19 protein-coding genes are annotated in these 24,038 nt (G+C 52.7%); 12 read left to right on the top strand and 7 right to left on the bottom strand.

What is annotated here, in order from left to right:
- Positions 1 to 6 precede the first annotated feature (6 nt).
- A complete protein-coding gene (locus CKO12_RS09155; protein ID WP_200154437.1) occupies positions 7 to 894 on the top strand; it encodes an HlyC/CorC family transporter in 888 nt (295 codons plus the stop codon).
- Here the strand turns inward: CKO12_RS09155 and CKO12_RS09150 are convergent.
- Entirely contained in the window at positions 891 to 2,612 is a 1,722-nt protein-coding gene (locus CKO12_RS09150; protein WP_200154436.1) for an AAA family ATPase, read from the bottom strand. The two genes, CKO12_RS09155 and CKO12_RS09150, sit on opposite strands and share 4 nt — an antisense overlap.
- On the opposite strand from CKO12_RS09150, the gene CKO12_RS09145 reads away from it, so the two are divergent.
- From CKO12_RS09145 to CKO12_RS09115, 7 genes are all read left to right on the top strand, one after another.
- Entirely contained in the window at positions 2,611 to 2,832 is a 222-nt protein-coding gene (locus CKO12_RS09145; RefSeq protein ID WP_200154435.1) for a hypothetical protein, read from the top strand. The two genes, CKO12_RS09150 and CKO12_RS09145, sit on opposite strands and share 2 nt — an antisense overlap.
- A 171-nt stretch (positions 2,833 to 3,003) precedes the next feature.
- Positions 3,004 to 4,620: a methyl-accepting chemotaxis protein gene (locus CKO12_RS09140; RefSeq protein ID WP_200154434.1), complete on the top strand. Its 1,617-nt coding sequence runs from the start codon at positions 3,004 to 3,006 to the stop codon at positions 4,618 to 4,620.
- Positions 4,621 to 4,790: 170 nt separating this feature from the next.
- A complete protein-coding gene (gene lpdA / locus CKO12_RS09135; protein WP_200154433.1) occupies positions 4,791 to 6,512 on the top strand; it encodes a dihydrolipoyl dehydrogenase in 1,722 nt (573 codons plus the stop codon).
- A 71-nt stretch (positions 6,513 to 6,583) separates the two neighbouring features.
- Positions 6,584 to 7,087 carry a DUF29 domain-containing protein gene (locus CKO12_RS09130; protein WP_200154432.1) on the top strand — a complete coding sequence of 168 codons (504 nt, stop codon included), beginning with the start codon at positions 6,584 to 6,586 and terminating at the stop codon, positions 7,085 to 7,087.
- A gap of 12 nt (positions 7,088 to 7,099) precedes the next feature.
- Entirely contained in the window at positions 7,100 to 9,637 is a 2,538-nt protein-coding gene (locus CKO12_RS09125) for a hypothetical protein (RefSeq protein WP_200154431.1), read from the top strand.
- Between the two features lie 17 nt (positions 9,638 to 9,654).
- Positions 9,655 to 11,526, top strand: coding sequence for a nuclease domain-containing protein (locus CKO12_RS09120; protein ID WP_200154430.1), 1,872 nt, complete (start codon positions 9,655 to 9,657; stop codon positions 11,524 to 11,526).
- A 99-nt stretch (positions 11,527 to 11,625) separates the two neighbouring features.
- A complete protein-coding gene (locus CKO12_RS09115; protein ID WP_207146322.1) occupies positions 11,626 to 12,237 on the top strand; it encodes a PEP-CTERM sorting domain-containing protein in 612 nt (203 codons plus the stop codon).
- Positions 12,238 to 12,290: 53 nt separating this feature from the next.
- On the opposite strand, the gene CKO12_RS09110 is transcribed toward CKO12_RS09115, so the two are convergent.
- The 4 genes from CKO12_RS09110 to CKO12_RS09095 all read right to left on the bottom strand — a co-directional run bounded on the left by CKO12_RS09110 (position 12,291) and on the right by CKO12_RS09095 (position 17,069).
- Positions 12,291 to 12,530 (bottom strand): type II toxin-antitoxin system HicB family antitoxin, encoded by a 240-nt coding sequence (locus tag CKO12_RS09110; protein WP_242466280.1) that lies wholly within the window; start codon positions 12,528 to 12,530, stop codon positions 12,291 to 12,293.
- Between the two features lie 28 nt (positions 12,531 to 12,558).
- Positions 12,559 to 15,324, bottom strand: a complete 2,766-nt coding sequence (gene ppdK / locus CKO12_RS09105; protein ID WP_200154427.1) for a pyruvate, phosphate dikinase — start codon at positions 15,322 to 15,324, stop codon at positions 12,559 to 12,561.
- Positions 15,325 to 15,562: 238 nt separating this feature from the next.
- Positions 15,563 to 16,516, bottom strand: a complete 954-nt coding sequence (locus tag CKO12_RS15245) for a response regulator (protein ID WP_200154426.1) — start codon at positions 16,514 to 16,516, stop codon at positions 15,563 to 15,565.
- A 166-nt stretch (positions 16,517 to 16,682) separates the two neighbouring features.
- Positions 16,683 to 17,069 carry an Hpt domain-containing protein gene (locus CKO12_RS09095; protein ID WP_200154425.1) on the bottom strand — a complete coding sequence of 129 codons (387 nt, stop codon included), beginning with the start codon at positions 17,067 to 17,069 and terminating at the stop codon, positions 16,683 to 16,685.
- A gap of 185 nt (positions 17,070 to 17,254) precedes the next feature.
- Here CKO12_RS09095 and ispA point away from each other — a divergent pair, with 185 nt between their 5' ends.
- The 3 genes from ispA (at position 17,255) to CKO12_RS09080 (ending at position 19,867) form a co-directional block, all read left to right on the top strand.
- Positions 17,255 to 18,148: a (2E,6E)-farnesyl diphosphate synthase gene (gene ispA, locus CKO12_RS09090; protein ID WP_200154462.1), complete on the top strand. Its 894-nt coding sequence runs from the start codon at positions 17,255 to 17,257 to the stop codon at positions 18,146 to 18,148.
- A gap of 79 nt (positions 18,149 to 18,227) precedes the next feature.
- Complete coding sequence (folE2, locus tag CKO12_RS09085; RefSeq protein ID WP_200154424.1) at positions 18,228 to 19,067, top strand: GTP cyclohydrolase FolE2; 840 nt, start codon at positions 18,228 to 18,230, stop codon at positions 19,065 to 19,067.
- A gap of 20 nt (positions 19,068 to 19,087) precedes the next feature.
- Positions 19,088 to 19,867, top strand: coding sequence for an alpha/beta fold hydrolase (locus tag CKO12_RS09080; RefSeq protein WP_242466279.1), 780 nt, complete (start codon positions 19,088 to 19,090; stop codon positions 19,865 to 19,867).
- 136 nt (positions 19,868 to 20,003) lie between these two features.
- On the opposite strand, the gene CKO12_RS09075 is transcribed toward CKO12_RS09080, so the two are convergent.
- Positions 20,004 to 20,339 (bottom strand): nucleotidyltransferase domain-containing protein, encoded by a 336-nt coding sequence (locus CKO12_RS09075; RefSeq protein ID WP_200154423.1) that lies wholly within the window; start codon positions 20,337 to 20,339, stop codon positions 20,004 to 20,006.
- A 58-nt stretch (positions 20,340 to 20,397) separates the two neighbouring features.
- Entirely contained in the window at positions 20,398 to 21,252 is an 855-nt protein-coding gene (locus CKO12_RS09070) for an SDR family oxidoreductase (RefSeq protein ID WP_200154422.1), read from the bottom strand.
- 145 nt (positions 21,253 to 21,397) lie between these two features.
- On the opposite strand from CKO12_RS09070, the gene CKO12_RS09065 reads away from it, so the two are divergent.
- Positions 21,398 to 24,038: restriction endonuclease (locus CKO12_RS09065; RefSeq protein ID WP_207146321.1), on the top strand; the 2,641-nt coding region annotated here is incomplete at its 3' end.

Below are 24,038 nucleotides of genomic sequence, written 5' to 3'. Positions count from 1 at the left end.
TTTATTATGACCACTGAGCGATCTAGTCGAGGTTCGCACCCTCATCGTTGGTTGAAGCGTATGGCGCAGCGGTGGAAATGCGAACCACAAAATCGAGAGCAGTTGATTGAACAATTAAAGGATGCGCGGCAGCGGGAAATTTTAGATGCCGATGCGTTGAGTATGATGGAAGGCGTATTGCAAGTCGCTGATTTGCGGGTGCGCGATATTATGATTCCACGCGCTGAAATGGTCGTATTGCGCCGTGATGATCCGTTGGAAAAAATTCTCCAAATTGCGGTGAAATCAGCGCATTCTCGGTTTCCCGTGAGTGGCGATGATAAAGGCGAAGTGGTGGGAATTTTATTAGCCAAAGACTTATTAACATTCTGTGTTGAAAATGGTCGGCGGGCATTTAATATCCGCGATTTGCTGCGCTCGGCAGTATTCGTTCCTGATAGTAAACGGCTCAATGTGCTCTTAAAAGAATTTCGCGCCAGCCGGAATCACATGGCAATTGTGGTTGATGAATACGGCAGTGCGGCGGGGTTAGTCACGATTGAAGATGTGTTAGAGCAGATCGTGGGAGAAATCGACGACGAGCATGATTATGATGAAGGCTCTGGTGTTTTTCGCCGTGATAAAAACGAATTCAGCGCCAAAGCGCGTACCACTATTGAAGATTTTAATGAATACTTCGGTAGTGATTTCGCCAGTGATGAATTCGATACGATTGGTGGTTTGGTGGTCAACGCGCTTGGTCATTTACCCAAACGCGGTGAAGTTGTTGAATTGGGACAGTTTCGCTTTACGGTAATGCGGGCGGATAGTCGGCGGGTGTATTTGTTAAATGTGGCGTATTGCGAACCCAGTGATGAATTGCCGCCGGGCGAATTGATGCGCACAAAACTTTAGCGGATTGAATCCACCACTGAGCCAATGGTGCGAATCCAAGGGCCATTCACTCGCACCGCGTTTGGCAGTGCGTCAATCGCTGCTTCTGCGGCGCGGCGATTGGGATAACTGCCAACTAAAATCACATAAAAAGAACGGGTTTTAATGGTGTGAATGCCTTCCACCGTATTGCTTTCCATGAATTCATTAACTTTTGACATATTACGCGCCGCCAATAATTGCACGGTGAAGCGATTGTTTTCTTGGCGTTCCAGCCAAGCGCGATCAGCAGCAAAATCAAGCGCGGGTGGAGATGCGGGCGGTGTCGGTTCCGGCGTGGCGATGACCTCCGGCGGCGGTTCTGGCTCCGGTGTCAGCGCGGCGAGCGTTGACGGCGGCGGTGCATTTTGCGGCGCAGGTGCCGCCACCGTTGGCGCGACGACCGGCACTGGTTCGACCGGAAGCGCGGGTGGAATTGGCTCTGGACGCGGCGCTGCGACCAGCAAAGACGGTGCAGTCGGTGGCGCGGGTTCCTGTAGTTGCAGCACCACCGGCACCACGATGGCCAGCACCACCACTCCGACAATCGCCGGAATAAACCAAGGTCGATTCATCATCTCCAGCAGCGCAGCGACGGGCGGTTTGGGTGTGGCGGCGGCGGCGCTCGCCGGCGGAGGTGGCGTCAACGGTGGCAACTGCGTTTTGCGAATTTGATTGAGTACGCGATCAAAATCAGTGGTTTCCGTGCGTTTTTCCTCGCGCACCAAAAACTGCGATAACTCAGGATTCAGCGGTGGCGCGGGAGATGCCCAATCTGCTGGCGCAGATGGCGGGCTGAGGTCTAATTCTGGCGCGGGCGCGTTGTCCACTGCCGCCAACCGGCTCGGCGTGAATGGCACTTCTTCCACGCTCGCTGCGGCTGCCGGGGCGGCTGGCGCAATCAAACTGCTGATTTTACCAACGATGGACTGGCGCACGCCGTTGGCGCTGAGACAACGCCGCACCAGCCACGCATTCGCTTGAGCATTCAACGCCGCGGGGATGCCTTTGGCGCTGGATTGCAGCACGGCGATGTCACCGGATGACAAAAAAGCGTCGGGATTGTCAATCCCCGCTACCCGCAGCCGATGCCGCAAATACGCGCCTGCTTGTTCCAAATTGAAGGGGCGCAAATTCAGCCGCACCACTTGATGTTCATCTTCGGGATCAGGCAGCCGCAGACGGTTGCGATTCAATTCGGGAGCGCCGACTAAAACCAGTTGCAGGCTCGCGCCGTCAATTTCCAACATCTCCGCCCGCAATTCCAGCAAGTGGTCGATCAGTTCCATGCCGAGCAAATGTGCATCATCAATCGCCAACACGGCCGTCATGCCGCTGCGCCCGCGCATGGCAAACAGCTCCCGCAGCGACTGATTGGGATCATCGGCACCGTGCGCGGCTAAATGACTGCGGATGGTGGCTTCCACCGCAGCAAAAGGAATGTTGGCGCGTCCACGAAACGCGATGATTTCAAACTGTTCACCCAGCCCGCCGAGTAGCCGCATCAAATGAATGCTGCGTCCCGCGCCGCTGACTCCGGCGACGATGACGATTGCACCCGGCGTGGTGAGCGCCCGCACCGCCGTTTCCACCAAGCTGTCGAGCAGCGGATCGGTGTATAAAAAATCTTGGTTGGGTAGCGCCTCAAAAGGGGCTTGGCGCAGCTTGAGCTGGGCGAGGCAATCGGGAGTCAAAGACATGATTTCACTTTTAGAATCAAATGGTTCTGCGCTATTAGTCGCTGCACGACAACCCAGCAACGACAGCTTGGCACGTTGCGCAAATGCCGTGCCGACTGGGATCAAGCAAACCGTTTTAGCGGCGCTCGTGCCCCGCGTGTGCCACACTTATCAGTGCAAATTTAAGCACTGTCAATGCCAATATCGCCTGCTTTGCGAGACGATCTTGATGACGGTATAGTTGATTTAATCTAATTAGAAGTGGCGCAGTTAAAAAAAGTTGTCAGTTGTCAGTTGGCGGTTGTCAGTAAAAAGCACGGTTGCTACCGACAACTGATAACTCAATCAATCGCTTGTATCGCAACTGCGTCACTCCTGCCAATGTTGTTTATTTGAATTATCGAGAACCGCGATGCGACGTATCAATGACCTGCCGATCTGGGTGCGCTTGATCGGCGCAATGTGGCTGATTTTAATGCCCGCGTGGACGGGTTTAATTCTGTGGGCGGCGCATGAACAACGCCAAACGGCAATTGATCAAGCCGAAGCCTTCACCAGCACTTTGCACGAAATGACGCTGGCTGGTTTAACCACCATGATGATTACCGGCACTATTTCCCAGCGTGCTGCGTTTTTAGATCAAATTATTGAATTACAAAACGTCAAAGATTTGCGCGTCTTGCGCGGAGAAAACGTCAGTAAACAATTTGGTCCCGGCAAAGACGCAGAAAAACCCCATGATGACGTTGAACGCGCCGTATTAGAAACCGGTCAGCCGTATCTCTCCTTGAGTGAAGATGGCAATGTGTTACGCGCTGTTGCTCCCGCTTTTGCGCGTAAAAATTACCTCGGCAAAGATTGCACTTCTTGTCATGCTCTCGCACCAGTTGATGGCGTCTTGGGTGCAGTGAGCATGGAAATTAATCTCGATCAAGTGAATGCGGATGTGCGGTTATTTGGGATTAAAATTTTTGTGTTTGCCACTGTGTTGAGCATTCCCGTATTGGTCTTTTTGTATTTCTTTACCGGACGTTTTGTGACACGCCCTTTGCAACAAATGACGTTTGGTTTAGAAGGCATTGCGCACGGTGATGGCGATTTAACCCATCGTTTGCCAATCAATGGTAATGATGAAATTGGCCGCGCTTCTACCGCGTTTAATTCCATGATGGATAATTTCCGTGAGTTAATTCGGCGCGTTTTGGAATCAACCACGCAATTGGCACGCGCTGCGGGTGATTTGGCTGCTGTGACGGAACGCACCAATGCTGGCGTCAGTCGCCAGCGCAATGAGGTCGATCAACTCGCCTCCGCCATGCACGAGATGAGCGCCACCGCGCAGGAAGTGGCGCATAACGCCCAGAACGGTGCGGTGGCTACTTCAGGTGCTCACACTGCCGCGCTGGCGGGCAAACAGGTCGTCGCTGGCACCTTGAATCGCATCGAACAGTTGGCGCAGGAAGTACAAAAAGCTGCGAATGTGATTCGGGAATTGGGGCGCGATAGTCAGGAAATCGGCAAGGTGTTGGATGTGATCCGCAGCATCGCCGAGCAAACCAATTTGCTCGCGCTCAACGCGGCGATTGAGGCTGCTCGTGCTGGTGAGGCGGGACGCGGTTTTGCGGTGGTGGCGGATGAGGTGCGCTCGCTGGCCACCCGCACCCAAAGTTCTACCCAAGAGATTCAGGCGATGATTGAGCGGTTGCAAAGCGCCAGCCGTCGCGCCGTCGGGGTGATGGAAGAGAGCCAGAATTACGCCCAATCCAGTCGCGCCAGCGCCACTGAAGCTGCGCAGTCGTTGGATGCGATCACGGCAGCGGTCATCACAATCAATGATGTGAATGCGCAGGTCGCCAGTGCCGCTGAGGAACAAAGCGCAGTCGCTGAAGAGATGAATCGCAATGTGACCAGCATTTCCGATGCTGCCGAAGGCAACGCGCAGGGGGCGCGTCAAACCACTGACGCTTCCGAACAACTCGCTCGCCTCGCTGCCGAACTGCAAGAATTAGTTGGACATTTTCGCGTGTAAGCCTGTTGACCGCCGCCCGGCGGTCATTTCTGTTGACCACGCGCCGACTGGCTGCCAGCGGCGCGAATCCCCAGCCAACATCGCCTCGCTTCCCCGGATCGTTTAGCATCTAAGCAGATGCTTTCTTCTCTTTCACTGCGCCCGGCTGGGCGCTTCGAGACCGTGACGTTATGAACGAAATTATTGAGATTCGAGTGCCTAATGTTGGCGAATTCAAAGACTTAGATGTCATCGCAGTGCTGGTGACGCCCGGCATGGCGGTGATTGAAGAACAATCGCTGATCACGGTGGAGAGCGATAAAACCACGCTCGATATTCCCGCGCCAAGTTTGGGCGTGGTCAACGCGGTGAGCGTGAACGTGGGTGACAAGGTGGCGCAGGGTGACGTGATTCTGACGCTGGAAGTGGACAGCGCCTCGGCAGCGCGAATGCGGGCGCTGGAGGCGAATCTGGAAAAAATCGGCGCTCCCGCGCAAGCGATTGATGTGATGACAGAAGTGCTGGTGCTCGGCGGCGGTCCCGGTGGTTATACCGCTGCGTTTCGCGCTGCCGATCTCGGCAAACAGGTGACGCTGGTTGAGCGGTACGAGACGCTCGGCGGCGTGTGTCTCAATGTCGGCTGCATTCCGTCGAAGGCGCTGCTGCACACGGCGTTGATTATGGAAGAGGTGAAAACGCTCGGCGTGATGGGCGTGACCTACGCAGCACCAGAGGTTGATCTTGACCAGATGCGCAGCGGCAAGGAGCAGGTCGTCGCCAAGTTGACCGGCGGGCTGGCGGCGATGGCGAAGCAGCGTAAAGTCAAGGTGATTCAAGGTGTTGGGCAATTTGAAGCGCGGAATCGGCTCGGCATTGACACCAAAGAAGGGCGGGTGCGGGTGCAGTTTGATCAGGCAATCATCGCCTGCGGCTCGTCTTCGATCAAAATCCCCGGCTTTCCGCACGATGACCCGCGAGTGATGGATTCCACCGACGCGCTGGCGCTTGCTGACGTGCCGGGGCGGATGTTGATTGTGGGCGGCGGCATCATCGGACTGGAAATGGCGAGCGTTTACAGTGCGTTAGGCACGCGCATCGACGTGGTGGAATTCAAAGATCAATTGATGCCCGGCTGCGATCCCGATCTGGTGCGCTGCGTCGAAAAGATCATCAAGAAACGCTACGAAACGATCCGCTTGGAAACCAAGGTTGCCAGCCTGACTGCGACTGCGGCGGGTATTAAAGCGGTATTTGAAGGCAAACAGCCCGGCGAGGAGGTGTACGACAAGGTGCTGGTGGCGGTGGGACGGCTGCCGAATGGCAAGCTGATTAACGCTGAAGCCGCTGGCGTCGCCGTCGATCAGCATGGTTTTATCAAGGTTGACGCGCACCAGCGCACCAATATCCCCAACATTTTTGCCATTGGCGACGTGGTGGGCGGACCGATGCTGGCGCATAAAGCGACGCACGAAGCGAAGGTTGCTGCCGAGGTGATCGCCGGGCTGCCAGCGCGATTTGATCCGCTGACGATTCCGTCGGTCGCCTATACCGATCCCGAAGTGGCGTGGATGGGTTTGACCGAAACCAAGGCGAAGGCGGATGGCATTGCGTATGAAAAAGGCGTGTTTCCGTGGGCAGCCAGCGGGCGGGCGCTCGGCATTCACCGCGAGGAGGGCATGACGAAATTGTTGTTTGATCCTGAAACCAAACGCATTTTAGGCGCAGGCATTGCCGGCCCGAATGCCGGCGAATTGATTGGCGAGGCGGTGCTGGCGCTGGAAATGGGCGCGGATATGGAAGACCTCGGCTTGACCATTCATCCGCATCCGACGCTGTGCGAAACCATTGGTTTAGCAGCAGAAATGGCGCATGGTTCCATCACTGATCTATTGCCGCCGAAAAAACGCAGTTAAATCACCATTGGCAGTTAATTGTAATTAACGCATTAACTGCCAATGCGTTCTGCACCGCAGTGAGCATTGCCATGATTGAATTAAACACGCTGTATCACGCCGATTACCCTGCTTGGGCGCAACGCACCGCAGAACTATTACGCAGCGGTTGTTATGCAGAACTAGATATTGAACACTTGATTGCAGAACTCACTGATATGGGTAAAAGTGAACGAGATGAACTTGAAAACCGCCTCGTTATTTTGCTCGCGCATTTACTCAAATGGCAATATCAATATCAAACGCTGTCAGAACGCTGGCGCGAATGCAAAGGAGACAGTTGGCGTGCCACCATCATTGCGCAACGTGAGCGCATTCAGAAGCGACTAAAAAAATCTCCGGGCTTAAAATCGCAATTCGCCGCAATTCTTACCGAAGCGTATGCTGATGCAACCCAGCTTGCCAGTAAAGAAACGCATTTAGCACTCACCACATTTCCCTCAACTTGTCCCTATTCACCAACGCAATTGTTAGATGAAGAGTATTATCCTGCTGCATCTCACGATAGCTTAATGCCCGACCAAACCTCAAAATAAGGAGCGTATAACATGGCGCGTGGTACAGAAATTGTTGCGGCAATTGCCCAACAGCCGTTTTGGTTAAATGACAATCAATTTGTGACCGTCAGACCAATTGCAGTGATTGAAAATGATCGCTTAGGCCCCGTCAGAGAAGGTGATTATCCCAATCGTGAATTATGTTGGTGGCTCATTCGTGGGATTTCACCGCAGCAGGAATTAACGCCGGGACGTTTAATTGTGGGGCGCGTGGAAGAAGCCGCCCAATTTGATCCCAAAGATGGCGATAAAGATAAATACCAATTTGAATGGGATTCGGTGCGGCTCGGCGGCGTGCGCAACGTGATTGAAATTCTCGACGGCACTAAAAATTTAGAACGCCGTGATCTCATCAATCGCCCCCATGCGATTGAAATGGATCATCCGCCCACCTCACTCGTATTAGTGCGCCTCGGTGATCGGATTTATGGACCATTCAAAGCGGAATGGGAATATCGCAATCGTTATTTTGTGACGCTCTCGAAACCGATTTCTAGCGTTGATACCGTCGTTTTTAGTGCGGCGCGGGTGCAAAAAGACCCCGGTTTTATTATCCGCCATCGCATTTTATTATCAGCTTGCGATCAACCCTTAAATAAATCATCTGATACCTTTTCTCCCAGTTATCAATTATTAACTTGGGAACGCTTTGAAGTCTTGCAGCAAGAAGATGCGCTGGAACATGTGCGCTTGTATAGCGATGAAGAAGTGGTGCGGCAAGTCGCCAAACAGGTTTTACCGCGTAAACGCTTACGCGATTTCATGCAGGAATGGAAAGACCTCAGCCAAATTTATTTAACGGCACAAGATGCGTTAAATGCGGATGAAATCGTCGATGTTTTCAAAGTATTGAGTTCTCATTTATCGGGACAAAATGAAGCCATTGAAGAATTATTGCAGAGCATTTTGGAATCTGGGGTTTTAGAACAACGTCTTGAAACCGCGATTGCAGCGCGGGCGCAAGCACATATTGAAACGCATACCGCCAAGTTGACCGCTGAAGTTGAGGGCAAGATCAATGATTTGCGCCAGCAAGAGCAGAATTTTATTCATCAAATTGGGCGTTTGGCGAATGATTTAGAGCGCCAGCGTCGGCAGGAAGAAGCGCAGCTTGAGGCGGATTTGAAGCAACAACGCCAAGTCTTTGAACAGTGGCAAGCAACTGAAAGCGCGTCAATTGAGCAGGCTCGCGCTGATATTGATCAGCAGCGCCAAGTATTAGAAGAAGGATTAAAAGAAGTTGCGACGCGCTTTGTTGAGAATCGCCAAGAGTTATTACAGAATTTCTTGTCGATGAGTCCGTTTTTAACGCAAATCGGTGTCTTGGCAACTCCAGTCGAACGTCCCAGCACGACCTCAGAAAAGCCGCTGTTTACGGCAGCGGTTGCAACAACGACGCCAATGATTTTAGAGCCGCCCGCTTTTTTACAAGCGATTAGCAATGGACGCGGCATGGATGATGAAGAAGCCTTTTTTAATCGCTTTAAGGAACATGTCGCTAATGCGGGGTTTCGTTTCCGTCCGCTCGATTTGGTGGCATTTCATCTCAGTGTGAAATGCGGCGATTTAACCATTCTCGGTGGTTATTCTGGCACCGGTAAATCTTCCTTGCCGGTGTTATATGCGCAGGCATTGGCGGGCGATGAGGCGCGTTATTTAGCAGTCGATGTTAGTCCGTCGTGGTTAGAACCGGGTGATTTATTAGGTCGCGCCAATTTATTAGAGGAAAAATTCCAACCGGCAGCAACTGGCTTATTTGAGCATTTAGTTTGGGCGGCAATGGAAACTGAAAAAAATGGGCGCGATAGTGGCTTGTGGATTGTCTGTTTAGATGAAATGAATTTGGCGCAGCCAGAGCATTATTTCAGTGGCTTTTTACAGGCATTGCCGCGTGCGGGACAGCAGCGTTCAATTGGTGTGTTTTCACCTTCGGCAGTGGATCGCGCTGATCCTTGGCGCGATTGGGCGCGAGTGCCATTGAATAGCAATTTGCGTTTTATTGGCACGGTGAATTATGACGAAACCACGAAGCCATTAAGTCAACGGTTGCGGGATCGCGCTAATGAATTGCGATTAGAGGCGGTGCCGTTTGGCAGTTTGCAGCGCACGGCGTCAACCTCGGTCGCGCCGCCAACTGGTGCGCCGGTGACGGTCGCCAGTTTTGATTCGTGGACGCGGGATATGACGCTGACCGGGCAGGCGGCGTCGGTGATTGATGCGATGTTGCAGCCGCTGGCGGTGCTCGGCAGTCCGTTGACGCCGCGCCGTTATCAGGCGATTGCGCGGTTTGTCGCCAGCGCCGGGACCTTGTGTTCGGCAGAGGAGGCGTTCGATATGCAGTTGCGGCAGCGGGTGCTCAGTCAGGTGCGGGGGATTTTCCGGGCGGAGGCGCGGCGGGCGCTCGATGAGCTGCGCACGATTCTCGACAGTCATGGCACGGCGTTTACCGGCGCGTTGCAGATGTTGGATCGCATTGCGGTAGAAAGTTCGCAAGCGATTGATTTCGATGCCTTTGAAGTCGAAAACTGAGTGGCGGGAGTGCGGGCATGAAAGCGACTGATGATTTGCCAACTTTTGCGGTGTATCACCACGATCACTGCGTGGCGGAATTGACGCTGGATGGTGCCAACGCGGGCGCGGTGCCGCCGACCTGTCAGGAAACGGATCGCTTGACGTTCGAGGTCAGTCCGCGTGAGGCGGGGTTGGAATATCGGGTGCAGATTGGCGATGTGACGCCGCCGACCGCCATCGGCAGCGCGTATCGGCGACATGTGGAGTGGCCAGCGGCGCTGTATTTTGAAAGTGCTCGCGGGCTGGTGGACATCAAAGTATTCACGCGCCCTGAACATGCGCCGGAGGCGGCGTGGCATCTGCGCGGAACGCTGCTGATTGCGGTGGTGGCGTCGAAAATCACCGAGGCGGTGTTTGATGCGATGGTGGGCGATCTGGCGACGTTGTCGAGCGGGTTACTCTTTGATTTAGCATCAAAATCGTTCGCGGGCATCGCCAAGGCGAAGGGTCGCGCTGCCAATCGTTTGCCGCCGCGCTCGGCGCAGTTGGAATTGGGCGTGATTGAGGCGCTGGTGCAGGAATTGGGAATTTGCCTGCTGCAAATTTCGCAGCAGCCGGAGGTGTCGCTGCGCTCGGAACGGCGGGTGACGACGTGGACGGGATCGGAGCGCCTGACCAACGATGGGCTGGCGTGGTTTGCGGCGCGGGGCATTGATCCGCGACGTCCGTCCACCGAGGGCGGGATGGTCGGGCCGCGTTTGCGGATCATCGCCCACACGCAATGCGTTGAGCATGGCGTGATTCGTTGGTTTCTCGATTTAATCCGCGAGCGCACCAAAGATTGTGCGCGTCATGCCAGCGCCGAACGCGCCAGCATCATGGCGGATAAACCGTATCGGAATCGGCGCTTTGGGACGGATCCGTCGCTGTATGAGGCGTTTGATCAGCCGAAATTGGACAAGCTCAACGATGCGATTGCGCGTGCCCAGCGGATTGATCGGGCGCTGCGGGGGATGTTGGAGCTGCCATTTCTGCGCCAGCAGCGGGCGGTGTCGCCGCGAGAACCGACGCCAATTTTTCGTTATGTGTTGAATTACCACCGCTTTTGGGAGTCGATGCGCGATTATTTGCAACGCTCCACGCTGCTGCTGGAGCACAGTTTGGACGAGCGCAGTAAACCGACGTGGCGGATGTACGAGCAATGGGTGTTTTTGCAGGTGGCGGCGGCGTGTGAAGACGCCGGGCTGCGTCCGAGCAGTCACGACAGCTTGTTTCGCCGCCTCGGTTCGCAATTATTTACGGTGGATTTGCGCCGCGATACGCGCTTGGGATTTACGGCTGCGGATGGTCGGCGGGTGTTGCTGCGGTATGAACCTTGGATTGTGTCGCGGGAGCTGGCGCAGCGCAGCGGTGACAGTTTGTTTCAAGGACGCGAGGGTGAAGCGCCGTGGTCGCCGGACGTGATCATGGAATTTTTTGATGCTCCAGCGCCCGGTGGGGTGGGGCGGCTGGCGTTGGCGATTGTGATTGACGCGAAATACACCTCGCGGATCGAAACCCATCATTGGGAAGGCACGAGTAAATACCAGATGATTCGGGATACTGAATCGGGGGCGCAGATTGTGCGGCAGGTGTGGGTGGCGAGTCCGGTTGTGCCCGAACGCGGCAGCGCGGTGCGCTTTCGGGATCCGTCGGTGACGTGGTCGCCAGAAGGGCCAGATCGTCCGGTGGGAACGCTGGAGTTTTTGCAGGGGGCGGTGGCGATGGCTGCCGATCCGCAATCACCACGCGGGACGGTGTGTCCGGCGGCGCGAGAATTTATTGGCGGTTTGCTGCGGTGGTTAGATTTTCCAGAACTGCGCGGACGCTTGCATGATGATGAATGTGATATTGAGGTGGCGGCTTGAATTAGCGATGTGAACCAGATGTTGTTACACAATTAAGCCTGATTTACAATTGTCGATAACTATCGTATTGATCCTCAAACTATTCAAAGCGGAATATAAATGATGAACAAGAAAATACTCGCACTGTCACTGGGATTGTTTGGCTTGACGACCACTCAGGCGTATGCCGCCCCCATTTTAGAAAACACCAGTTTTGAAGTCAGTAGTGTGACAAGTTTTTCGGGAATGAATGCGTTCCAATACGCAGGTGTCGTGAATGCAGCACCTTGGTCATTTACTGGTCTTTCTGGTATTTCAGAAAACGATACTGCTTGGTTTGGCGTTGCTAGCAGCGGCGGTTATTTTGCCTTTTTGCAACAAGATTCTTCGGTGAGTCAAACCTTCTTTAGCAATGGTAATTATAACCTGAGCATTTCGTTTGATTTGGTAGATCGCCCTTTTTACCCTGCAGATCAAAATGTTCAAATTTGGGTTGACAGTATATTACAAACAACGATTGACCCTACTGCATTTTGGGCAACCTACACCGTAGATAATTTAATCGTTGGTGCGGGTAGTCACACGCTTGAATTTCGCGGTATCTATACTGCTGCAGATGCGTCTTCTTTTCTTGACAACATTCAAATGACTGCTGTCAATGTATCAGAACCAGCCCTGCTCAGTTTATTAGCAATCGGTTTATTCGGTTTTGCACGTCGCCGCGCAGCTTAATTAGCGCCAGCTAATAGATAGAAACATCAATTTGGGTTGTGATTGCGGCAATCTTAATTGATGTTTTTGTGATTCGTAACGCAACAACCCAATCCAGCTTTCAAACAGCCTTCTATCGCTTCCTGCACATTTTTTAACAGTTCTTCAATGCTATCGCCTTGCGTTGCGCAACCTTGAATCGCTGGAACTTCTGCCCAAAACCCGCCTTCTTCTGCCGGATGAATAATCACTTTTAATTTCATCGTGTGCGATCCTTTTAATTGAATAACGCGCTGCGGGTTGATTGAAAGCATCAACCCGCAGTTTCAATTCCGCAATAACTTATTTATTGCCCGCCTTCAATGCTGCATGAGCCGCAGCCAATCGCGCCACCGGCACACGCGGCCCGGAGCAACTGACATAATCCAAGTTGGCTTTATGACAGAATTCAATTGATGCTGGATGTCCGCCGTGCTCGCCGCAAATGCCGACGTGCAAATCCGGTTTCACTGAACGACCCCATTCAACCGCCAATTGCATCAATTTACCAACGCCTTTCACATCCAAGACATCAAACGGGTTGTCTTGCAAAATCCCCGATTGGTTATACAGCGGCAGGAATTTGTTCTCCGCATCTTCCCGCGAGAATGAAAACGTCGCCTGCGTTAAATCGTTGGTGCCGAAGGAGAAAAACTCCGCTTCTTCCGCCAGCGATTCCGCCCGCATACACGCCCGCACCACCTCAATCATCGTGCCGAATTTGAAGCTCACCGGCTTGCCATAACGTTCAGCAACTTCGGCGTGAATATCATCGACAAAGGTCTTGACCTTGCGCAGTTCCTCAGCGGTACACACCTGCGGCACCTTGATTTGCGGCTTGACCTGAATCCCCGCCTTGGCGCATTCCGCCGCCGCTTCGAGAATCGCCCGCACCTGCATCTGGTAAATCTCAGGGAAGGTGATGCCGAGCCGCACTCCGCGATGACCGAGCATCGGATTAGTTTCGTACAGCGCCCGCACCTTTTTGAGCATCGCCTCTTTCTTGCCAATCGCGTCCTCAACGACCGCCGGATCAATCATCCGCCGCGCTATGTCGATGTCGTGACGCACACTTTCGGACGCATGAAGCAGCCCCATCGCGCCAGCCAGCACGGTCACGCCGCGAGCGTTCTGCGCCAGCGCCCGCAGCTCGGACAACTCGCGCTCCAACACATGCTCATCCGGCAGGAACTCGTGAATCGGCGGATCAAGCAGGCGAATCGTCACCGGATTGGGCGACATCACTTCAAACAGCTCGCGGAAATCGCGCCGTTGCAGCGGCAGCAATTTATCCAGCGCAGCTTGGCGCTGCTCCGGCGTATCGGCCACGATCATCTCAATCACAATCGGCAGCCGCTCCACGTCGTTAAACATCCGCTCCGTCCGCGCCAGCCCGATTCCAACTGCGCCGTAGCTGCGAGCGCGACGCGCATCATCTGGCGTGTCGGCATTTGCCATCACTTTCAGCCGCGCCCGTTCATCCGCCCAGCCCAGCAACACGTTGAGTTCTGGCGTGAAATCTGGCTCAACGGTCGGAATTGCGCCGAGATAGACCTTGCCGGAAGTGCCGTCGAGCGTAATCACGTCACCTTCTTTGAAACTGGTCAGCCCCACTCGCGCCTCGCGCCGATTGACATCAACGCTGATGCCTTCTGCGCCAGCCACGCACGGCTTGCCCATGCCACGAGCGACGACTGCGGCGTGAGAGGTTTTGCCGCCGCGTGAAGTCAAGATGCCTTCAGAAGCAAAAAAGCCGTGAATATCTTCGGGCTTGGTTTCCTCGCGCACCAAAATGACTTTGCGCCCCTGCTCGCGCCCGTATTGCTCGGCGCGATCCGCATCAAACACCGCGATGCCAGATGCAGCGCCGGGCGATGCCGGCAAACCCTGCGCGACGGCTTCTGCTTTGATCGTCGGATCAAGGCGCGGAAACAGCATCTGCTCCAGCGAATCGGGCGCGATACGCAGCAGCGCCTGTTCTTTGGTGATCAAGCCCTCGCGCTCCATTTCGACCGACGTGCGCACCATCGCCACCGTGTTCATCTTGCCGTTGCGGGTTTGCAGGCAATAGAGCTGGCCGCGTTCGATGGTGAACTCGAAATCCTGCACTTCGTGATAATGGCTTTCGAGCTTGTCGCGCAGCGCATCAAGCTGATCCGCCATTTCTGGCATTTCCACTTTCAGGCGATCCAGCGGCTTCGGCGTGCGAATGCCAGCAACGACATCTTCGCCCTGCGCGTTGACCAGATATTCGCCGTAGAGCTTGTTTTCTCCGGTCGCCGGATTGCGCGTGAAGGCAACGCCAGTCGCGGAATCGTCGCCGCGATTGCCGAACACCATCGTCACCACATTGACCGCAGTGCCGTTGGCCATGTCCGGGGTGATGTGGAACTGGCGGCGATAATCGACGGCGCGTTTGCCGCCCCAACTGTTGAATACCGCTTTGATCGCAATTTCCAACTGTTGATACGGATCGGACGGGAACGGATGCCCGGTCACGTTTTGCACGACGGCGAGGAAGCGCTCGCTGACTTCTTTCAGATCATTGGCTGATAAATCAACGTCTTGCTTGGCATGAGCGGCTTCCTTAATCGCGTCGAATTCCTTATCAAACGCGGCATCCGGCACACCGAGCGCGACCTTGCCAAACAGTTGGATGAAACGCCGATATGCGTCGTAACCAAACCGAGCGTCGCCAGTCGCGCAGATCACGCCTTGCAACGTCTCGGCGTTGAGGCCGAGATTCAAAATCGTGTCCATCATGCCCGGCATCGACATCGCCGAGCCGGAGCGCACCGACACCAGCAGCGGATTGTCGGAATCGCCAAAACCTTTGCCGGTTTTCTGCTCCAGCGCCCGCATCTGCGCCTGCACGTCGTCCATCAAGCCAGTTGGCAGCGTGGACGCGGCGAGATAGTCCAAACAGGCTGCCGTCGAAATCACAAAACCGGGCGGCACACTCAAGCCGATCTGCGTCATTTCGCACAGATTCGCGCCCTTGCCGCCGAGCAGATGTTTGTTTTTTCCATCGCCATCTTCAAATGCAAAAACGTGTTTTGTATTAGCCATTGGTTGAATTGATCCTCTCTCGTCGGAGTTGCTGAAAGCTCGCCGCCGCACCCGGCGGATGGAGGCGAGCGCGTCATTTTGTCACCTCAGACGCAGTTGCTCACCATGAAATCGGCGACTGGGCGTTGTATCGCACTTTCCCAGCGGTTAAGTCACTGTTTGCAGGGCATAAAAAAAGCGCGGCGGGTGCGCAGCGCGGGTGGCGGTACAGCGTCGCGCTGTGATTTTTGCCAATCAATCACTCTTCATCTGTATCAAGGTTTGGCGGACGCGTGATGGGTGTTAATAAGGCATCGTGCAGTTTGGTAATGAGTGCTTCGCGTCCAAACGGTTTGACTAAAAAGCCAGTTGCGCCCGCTTTTACACTATCAAACACCACTGTTTTTTCATTGCGTCCTGTCACCATAATTACGGGCAATTGTGCAAATTGTGGCAAGGATTTGAGCCGTTGGGTGGCGGTAATGCCGTCCATTTCTGGCATCATCACGTCCATTAACACGACATCTGGACGCACCAAGCGCAATACCGATAAGGCTTCTAAACCTGTGGTGGCAAACACCACCCGATAAGGTTCATTTTTTAGCATCGTTTCAATCATTTTGCATTGCAGCACGTCATCATCAACAACCAATATCGTGGCTTGGACGCGCTGCGCTAATGAAGTGAGCGTGCGCAGTAGCAGCATAAATGGTCGCAAGGTGTTTTTTAATTCGGTGCGCCAGCGCGTTATGGTGTCGTTAATCTGTGGTGTTTGATTCATTTCTAACCAATTTTCCACCACACTTTCCATCTCTGCCAGCGCCCGGGTGGGAAAGGCTAATTGTGCGGCAGTTGGTGCGGTGCTACTCATTGCGTCTAATTCCCGCAATAAATGATGAATAGCCATACACAAGCGCCAAGGGTCTTCTGGGCGTGGCCAAAATAGCGCATAATCGTTGAAATAGTCGCGCTTACATAATTCATAAACTGCTTTTAATTCGGCATTATTACATAATACTAATGTGCGATACGGGTGACGCGCAACGGATTTCGATTGTTGCTGTAAGTTTTGATAATACTGATCGCATTGTTCTAAAGTTCCAAAAGCTAATATCAGGATTGACGGTTGAGCTTGTTTGAAATCTTGCACAATCGTTTTGGGATCAAGTGATATGGCAACTGTTTTGAATTCATCCAGCAGGATATTTCTCACTAAATTAGCACGGGCAAGTTCGTCGGTAGCTATTAAAATCGAAGAGTGAGTATAGTTTTTGTTTAGCACGATCTGTCCGTTGCTGTGTCAAGGTGATGCGGTTAAAAACAGAAGCCGTTATTTAGAGTTGTCTATTGAAAAAATTGAATTAGTGCAATTTTTTGTTTTAAGGCGCGGCGCTAATGAATTGCGCTAATGCCTGCTCCACTGCGGTCATTTCGGTCGTGAATTCTGCCAATAACGTTGTCAGCGCGGCGGCATCGCCCAGTTTGCTGGCTAATTCTAAGGCGGCGCAGCATTCGCCCAGCGCCAGCGCTCCAGATGAACGTGCTGGAGACTTCAATTTGTGTGCCAAATGATGCACTTGCGCCATATCGCCAGCCGCTCCCGCTGCCAGCAGCTCACAGCTAATGGCACTTGCGCTGCGTTGGAATACGCCTAACAACTCGCGCAGCAGCGCCGGGTCATTTTCTCCAATCAATGCCGCCAATATGCTGACATCAAGGGCGGTGGTGGTGTTTGAACAAGCGGCAGGTAGCGGTAAGTCTTTCATATCAGTGAAATCAGTTTGAGTGTTTGCGGTCGTGTGTTGGCAAGCGCATGATTTCAACACGGCGGGTGGTGGTTTGACCGGCTAATCTGGCTACGGTACCGTGTTGATTTCAAGATTCAAGACAATGGATGATCTGCAATATCGCGTTGTCTTGTCATTATTTTTTGCTCACTCCGATGATTCCCATGATCGCTACGAATTTAGACGCTTATCGGACGCACTGCCAAGCGCGTCTTGAATCTTGCCTTGATGAGCTGTTGCCCCGCGTGACGGTGCAGCCGATGCGCCTGCATGAGGCCATGCGCTATGCAGTGCTCGGCGGCGGCAAACGGATTCGCCCGCTGTTGACGTATGCGACCGGCGAGGCGCTCGGTTTGGAAGCTGCCACGCTGGATCGCCCCGCCAGTGCGGTGGAATTGATTCACGCGTATTCATTGATTCACGACGATTTGCCCGCGATGGATGATGACGATCTGCGGCGCGGGCGTCCGACGTGTCATCGCGCTTTTGATGAGGCGACGGCGATTTTGGCGGGCGATGCGCTGCAAACGTTGGCGTTTCAGGCGCTGGCAGCGGCAGAGAATTTAGACACGCGCAGCCAAGTGGCAATGATTGAACATCTCGCTCGTGCCAGCGGCTCTCGCGGCATGGTGGGCGGGCAAGCCCTTGATTTAGAGGCAGAAGGGAAAACTTTGGATGTGACGATGCTGGAGCATATTCACATTCACAAAACCGGAGCCTTGATTCGGGCGGCGGTGCAGATGGGCATTTTGGCGCACGGGGCGCTTGATGCTGACCGCACGGAACGGCTGGATCGCTACGCCAAATGCTTGGGGTTGGCGTTCCAAATTCAGGACGATGTGTTGGATGTGGAAGGCGAAACGGCAGCGATTGGCAAAACGGCGGGGCGCGATCAGGTGTTGGATAAAGCAACCTATCCCTCTTTAGTGGGGCTGGCGACTGCTAAAACGATGGTAACGGAATTGACCGCGCAAGCATTGGAAGCAGTGACGATTTTTGGAGCAAGTGCCGAGCCATTACGTTGGATTGCGGGCGCATTAAATGGGCGTAAAAATTAGCAAACGGCAGGTGTGATTTGCATTGCGAAGCGATCAACCCCAACTGAATGCTATCGATTTTTTTCAGGATAAAATAGTCATGGAGCACGCGCTCGAAACGTCACCTTGTTGCCCTGCCTTAACGCCAGAAATGGCAGATGTGCAAGGTAGTGCCGACACCCGTCATATTGCGATTGATAAGGTTGGCATTAAAGATATTCGGCATCCGGTGCGCGTCCGCGAACGCACCGGCAATGAACAGCACACCGTCGCCACCTTTAATATGTATGTGTATTTGCCGCATGATTTCAAAGGCACGCACATGTCGCGTTTTGTGCAGATTTTGAATAATCACGAGCGCGAAATTAGCGTTGATTCTTTCAAAGGAATGCTGCTGGAAATGTCAGAACGCTTGGAATCAGAAGCGGGACATATTGAAATGCGGTTTCCGTTTTTCATCACCAAAAAAGCGCCCGTGTCGGGGGTTGAAAGTCTGCTGGATTATGATGTCACCTTTATTGGTGAAATTCGTCACGGTCAGCCCACTTTAGAAATGAAGGTACAGATTCCAGTCACCAGTTTGTGCCCCTGTTCTAAAGAGATTTCGCGTTATGGCGCTCACAATCAGCGGTCACATGTCACGGTGCAGGTGCGGACACAAGCATTTCTGTGGTTGGAAGAACTGATTGAATTGGTGGAAAAAGAAGCCTCTTCAGAATTGTTTGGCTTGCTGAAGCGTCCTGATGAAAAGTTTGTGACAGAACGGGCGTATGAAAATCCCAAGTTTGTTGAGGATATGGTGCGCGATGTGGCAAAGCGGTTGAATGCAGATGAGCGGATTACTGCCTATATCGTTGAGGCAGAAAATTTTGAATCCATCCACAACCATTCTGCGTATGCGCTGATTTCCCGCGACAAATTGACCGAGGCTGCGTTCTGAATTCAGCGCCGCGTTGTTTGTTGCTGCACGGCTTTACTGGCGATCATACCGATTGGCAGCCAATTGTTGGTAATCACCCGGCGTATTGCGCAATTGATTTGCCGGGGCATGGATTATCAATATCTAGTTCCTCTCCTCGCTGGCAACTGCCAGACGCTGTTTTTTACTCAGCATGGATTGCGGCGCAGAAGGCGTCAAAAAAAAGTGCTGAGTCTGCAATTCTTAATGCGCAATTCGCCGGAATTGAACATCTCATTGGTTATTCATTCGGCGGGCGTATGGCGTTGGTGTTGTTAATGGCAGCACCAACGCAATTCCGTTCAATTACCATCATTGCTGCCCATCCCGGTTTAACGACTGCCGCACAGCGCGATCAACGCCGCGTTGCAGATCGCGCCTGGATCACGCTGTTACGCGAGCAGGGGATTGAGGCGTTTGTGACGGCGTGGGAACAGCAACCTTTGTTTGCAACGCAGCGCCAGCTCGCGCCAGCAGTGGTGGCGCAGCAACGGGCGCGGCGGTTGCGCCAGCGGGCGGAAGGATTGGCGCGTTGTTTGGAGCAGTTTGGTTTGGCGGCAATGCCGAGTACTTGGGAGGCGCTGGCGCGATTTCCGGGGCGGGTGCGCTGGATCGTGGGCGGCGCAGATCAGAAGTTTGTGGCGCTGGCACAACAGGTGAAAACGCTGCGCCCAGCAACAGAAGTGACGGTGATCGCAGGCGGTGGTCACAATTTGCTGTTAGAGCATCCCGACCGGGTGCGTGAGTTGCTCGGCGCTGGTGACGCGCAAAAAGAGTTTTAGAACACAAAGATAAACTTTTAGGAGTTACGCAGTTGAAAGTTAAGTCATTGATTTTTATGAAAACGCGATCATACACTGCACAAACCAAGTTTCAATAAAATCAGGCACTTAGCATCCAACTGCGTAACTCCTAACTTTATAACCAAATACCATCTTCACAAATCCGCCGAATCAACGCGGGATTGCTAAATTGATCGGGATATTGCAATTCGTTTTCCCATAACGGTAATGCTTCAATCAATATCCCAGTTTCTAACAAAACCGCAAAGGCTACGTCTGCCATTTCTAATGCAATTGCAGTGCGTGGTTCCGGTGTGCCGCGCATCACGATAGCAAGATCAACATCACTTTCTGGTTGATGCTGTAAACGGGCGCGACTTCCAAACAAAATAACGTGGCTAATCGGATAGCGATCAGCAATTCTGTTAATAAATGCCTGTGTCGCATCGGTGGTTTCAGTATCAGGAAACATCACTCAAAATCCCGTCGTGGTAATGACTGAAAAACGATGAACAATTATTCAACGGTAATCACCGCTCCCCGCCGCCTGAGATTTGCGTGAGCACCCAATCCAACGCCCGCGTCGATAAAATCCGTTTGAGTGCTCCAAAAAGATGTGTGGGAACAGTGACATAATAACGAGCGCGGGGGCGGGGACTGTCCAGCGCATGGATCAATTTGAGCAGCACCGCCTCCGGCGACAACGTAAACGGCTGCGCCGCGCCTGCTTTGGTCAATCGCGCCTCAGCGCGGAGATACGCCGCGCAATGTGGGCTGTGCTGCCGATCAATGTTGGCCACCAGCGCCTGATGGGCATTGGCGCGAAACTGGCTCAAAATCGGGCCGGGTTCAATCAACGCCACCGCAATGCCCGTGCCGCGCAGTTCCAAACGCAGCGTATCGGTCAATCCCTCCAGCGCATATTTACTCGCAACATAAGCCCCGCGATAAGCGAGCGGCACAAATCCCAACACGGAACTGTTATGAACGATGCGCCCGTGTCCCTGCTGGCGCATGATTGGCAATACCAGACAGGTCAACTCGTGCGTGCCGAGCAGATTGGTTTCCAACTGCGCCCGCAACACCGCCCGGCTCAGGTCTTCCACCGCGCCGGGCTGCCCATACGCGCCGTTGTTAAACAGCGCATCGAGGCGGCCACCAGTCAGCGCCAACGTTGCTGCCACTGCCTCCCGAATGCTGGCCGAATCATCTAAATCCAGTTGCACGGCGGTGAGACCTTCCTGTTGTAATTGCGCCACCGACTCGGCGCGACGTGCGGAAGCGATTACTTGCCAGCCGCGAGTCGCCAACCGGCGGGCGCAATGTAAACCGATGCCGCTGGAACAGCCGGTGATAAGAATGGAGCGGGGATGATTTGTGGACATGTTATTTTATAAACAGTGAAACAATTTTGATTTGAGTGATATAGGCAACGCGGTGAATCATTTAAGCATAAACGCATCATATTTTTCAACCATACTTTGCAAAATAAGTTAATGCCGCGCTGATTGACAACTTTACAGGAATTGCATGATGTCCGCCCTCACCAATTTACTCGCACATTATCGCAGCATTGCCCACACTGAAAGCGAAAAGGGCACCTATTTTGAGGAATTGATGGTTTGCTATTTGCGCCATGAAGCGACCTATCACGATTTATATTGCCAAGTGTGGCGTTATAAAGATTGGGCGCAACTGCGACCAGATTTTGATGCCCGTGATACCGGCATTGATTTAGTCGCGCAAACTCGCGGTACCAATGAATATCACGCAATCCAATGCAAATTTTATGCAGCAGATCATACAATTTGCAAACATGATATTGATAGTTTTTTCACTGCATCAGGGAAAAAACCGTTTACGCATCGTGTGATTGTGACCACGACCGCGCAGTGGAACGATCATGTATTTGCGGCATTTCAAAATCAGCAGCCACCAGTTAGCACCATTGATTTACATGACCTAGAAAACAGTCAGCTTGATTGGAGCCGTTATCATCCTGACATCGCGCCGGTATTAAAACCCAAAAAAACGATTAAAGATCATCAAAGCTCGGCACTAAAAGCAGTCACGCATGGGTTTCATCATGCCGAGCGCGGCAAGTTAATTATGGCGTGCGGCACGGGCAAAACGTTTGCCTCCTTAAAAATTGCCGAAGCCATTGCTGGTGCCGGTGGGCGTGTATTGTTTTTAGTGCCGAGTTTGAATTTATTGGCGCAAACGTTGACGGAATGGACACAAGAAAGCGCGGTGCCATTACATAGTTTTGCCGTCTGTTCGGATAGTGAAATCGGCAAAAAACGGGATAAAAATGCCGATCAAGTGCAAACGTTGGTGCATGAATTGCGGTATCCGGCGACCACCAATGCGCAACGTTTGGCGGCGGAAATGATAAAACGCCACGATGCGCAGCATTTAAGCGTCGTTTTTAGCACTTATCACTCGCTGGAAGTTGTGCATCAGGCGCAACACCAGTATCAATTGCCGGCGTTTGATGTAGTGATTTGTGATGAAGCGCATCGCACCACTGGCGCGATCTTTGAAGATGCCGCTGAAAGTACTTTTGTGCGGGTGCATGATGCCAATTATTTACGCGCTGCGAAACGGTTGTATATGACGGCAACGCCGCGTATTTATGCGGATGTGGCAAAAGCGAAAGCAGAACAAGATAAGATCACGCTCTGTTCAATGGATGATGAAGCGTTATATGGGAAAGAATTCTTTGTTTTAACATTTTCTGATGCTGTGCGCCGCAGTTTGTTAGTCGATTATAAAGTGATTGTGCTCTCAATTGATGAGGTTTATGTGAGTCGGCGCATTCAGGAATTGTTAAAAAGTCCTGATAACGATTTGAAAGTCGATGATGCAGCGAAAATTATCGGTTGTTGGAAAGCATTGTCAAAACAAGATTGGCGTGAAGTCACGGGTGGCGCGGCGATGCAGCGAGCGGTAGCATTTTGTCAGGTGATTGAAAAATCCACAGCCGCTAAAACCCACAAAGTCAGCTCGAAACAAATTAAAGCAATGTTTCAGCAAGTGGTGGCGGCATATCAGGCGCATGAACCTACTGCGGCCGCGGTGAATTTGTGCTGCGAAGTGGAACATGTCGATGGCACAATGGGCGCGGCGCAAAAAGAAGATAAATTGCAATGGTTAAAAGCGGATTTACCCGCGAATTCCTGCCGCATTTTAAGTAATGTCCGTTGTTTATCGGAAGGCGTGGATGTGCCGGCGTTGGATGCAGTGTTGTTTTTAACGCCGCGTCAATCGCAAGTCGATGTGGTGCAATCCGTTGGGCGAGTAATGCGGACTGCGCCCGGTAAACAACGCGGTTATGTGATTTTGCCGGTGGTGATTCCGGCAGGAATGGAACCGCACGAAGCGTTAAATGATAATAAAACTTTTGCGGTGGTGTGGCAGGTTTTACAGGCGCTGCGCTCGCATGACGATCATTTTGATGCGTTGGTGAATAAATTGGAATTAATTGGGCACGATCCGCAAAAAATGGAAGTGATTGCGATCACCGATAAAATTGGTAAAAAAAGCGCCGCTGGAAAAGGTAAAAAAACGAAGAGCGGACGCAATGATTTTACGATTGGCACCCCGGCACCGCCATCATCAGCGGCGGCTGATCAAAGTGAATTGCAATTTGAAATTGGCGAAATTGAGCGGGCGATTTATGCCAAGTTGGTAGAAAAATGCGGCAATCGCCATCATTGGGAAGATTGGGCCAATGATATTGCGAAAATTGCCAATACGCATATTGAGCGCATCACCAGCATTTTAGCCAATCCTGCAAATACGGTGGAGCAAACGGCGTTTGCAGCATTTACGCGGGAATTGCGGGCAAATGTGAATGATAGTTTGAGCGATGGCGATATTATTGAAATGTTGGCGCAGCATTTGGTCACTGAACCGGTATTTGCGGCGTTATTTGAGGGTTATCAGTTTACACAACACAATCCGATGTCAAAAGCAATGCAGGCGGTTTTGGATGTATTGCATGAGCATCATTTAGAAAAAGAAGCCGATACGTTGCAAGGCTTTTATGACAGTGTGAAATTGCGAGCCAGTGGCATTGATAACGCTGCCGGTAAACAAAAAATCATCGTTGAATTATATGATAAGTTTTTCCGCAATGCGTTTCCCCGACTCACTGAACGCTTAGGCA

Source organism: Chromatium okenii (genome assembly GCF_016583745.1).
Taxonomy (GTDB): domain Bacteria; phylum Pseudomonadota; class Gammaproteobacteria; order Chromatiales; family Chromatiaceae; genus Chromatium; species Chromatium okenii.
The sequence above is the reverse complement of the archived record's forward strand: the minus strand, read 5'-3'. Positions and strand labels throughout refer to the sequence as shown.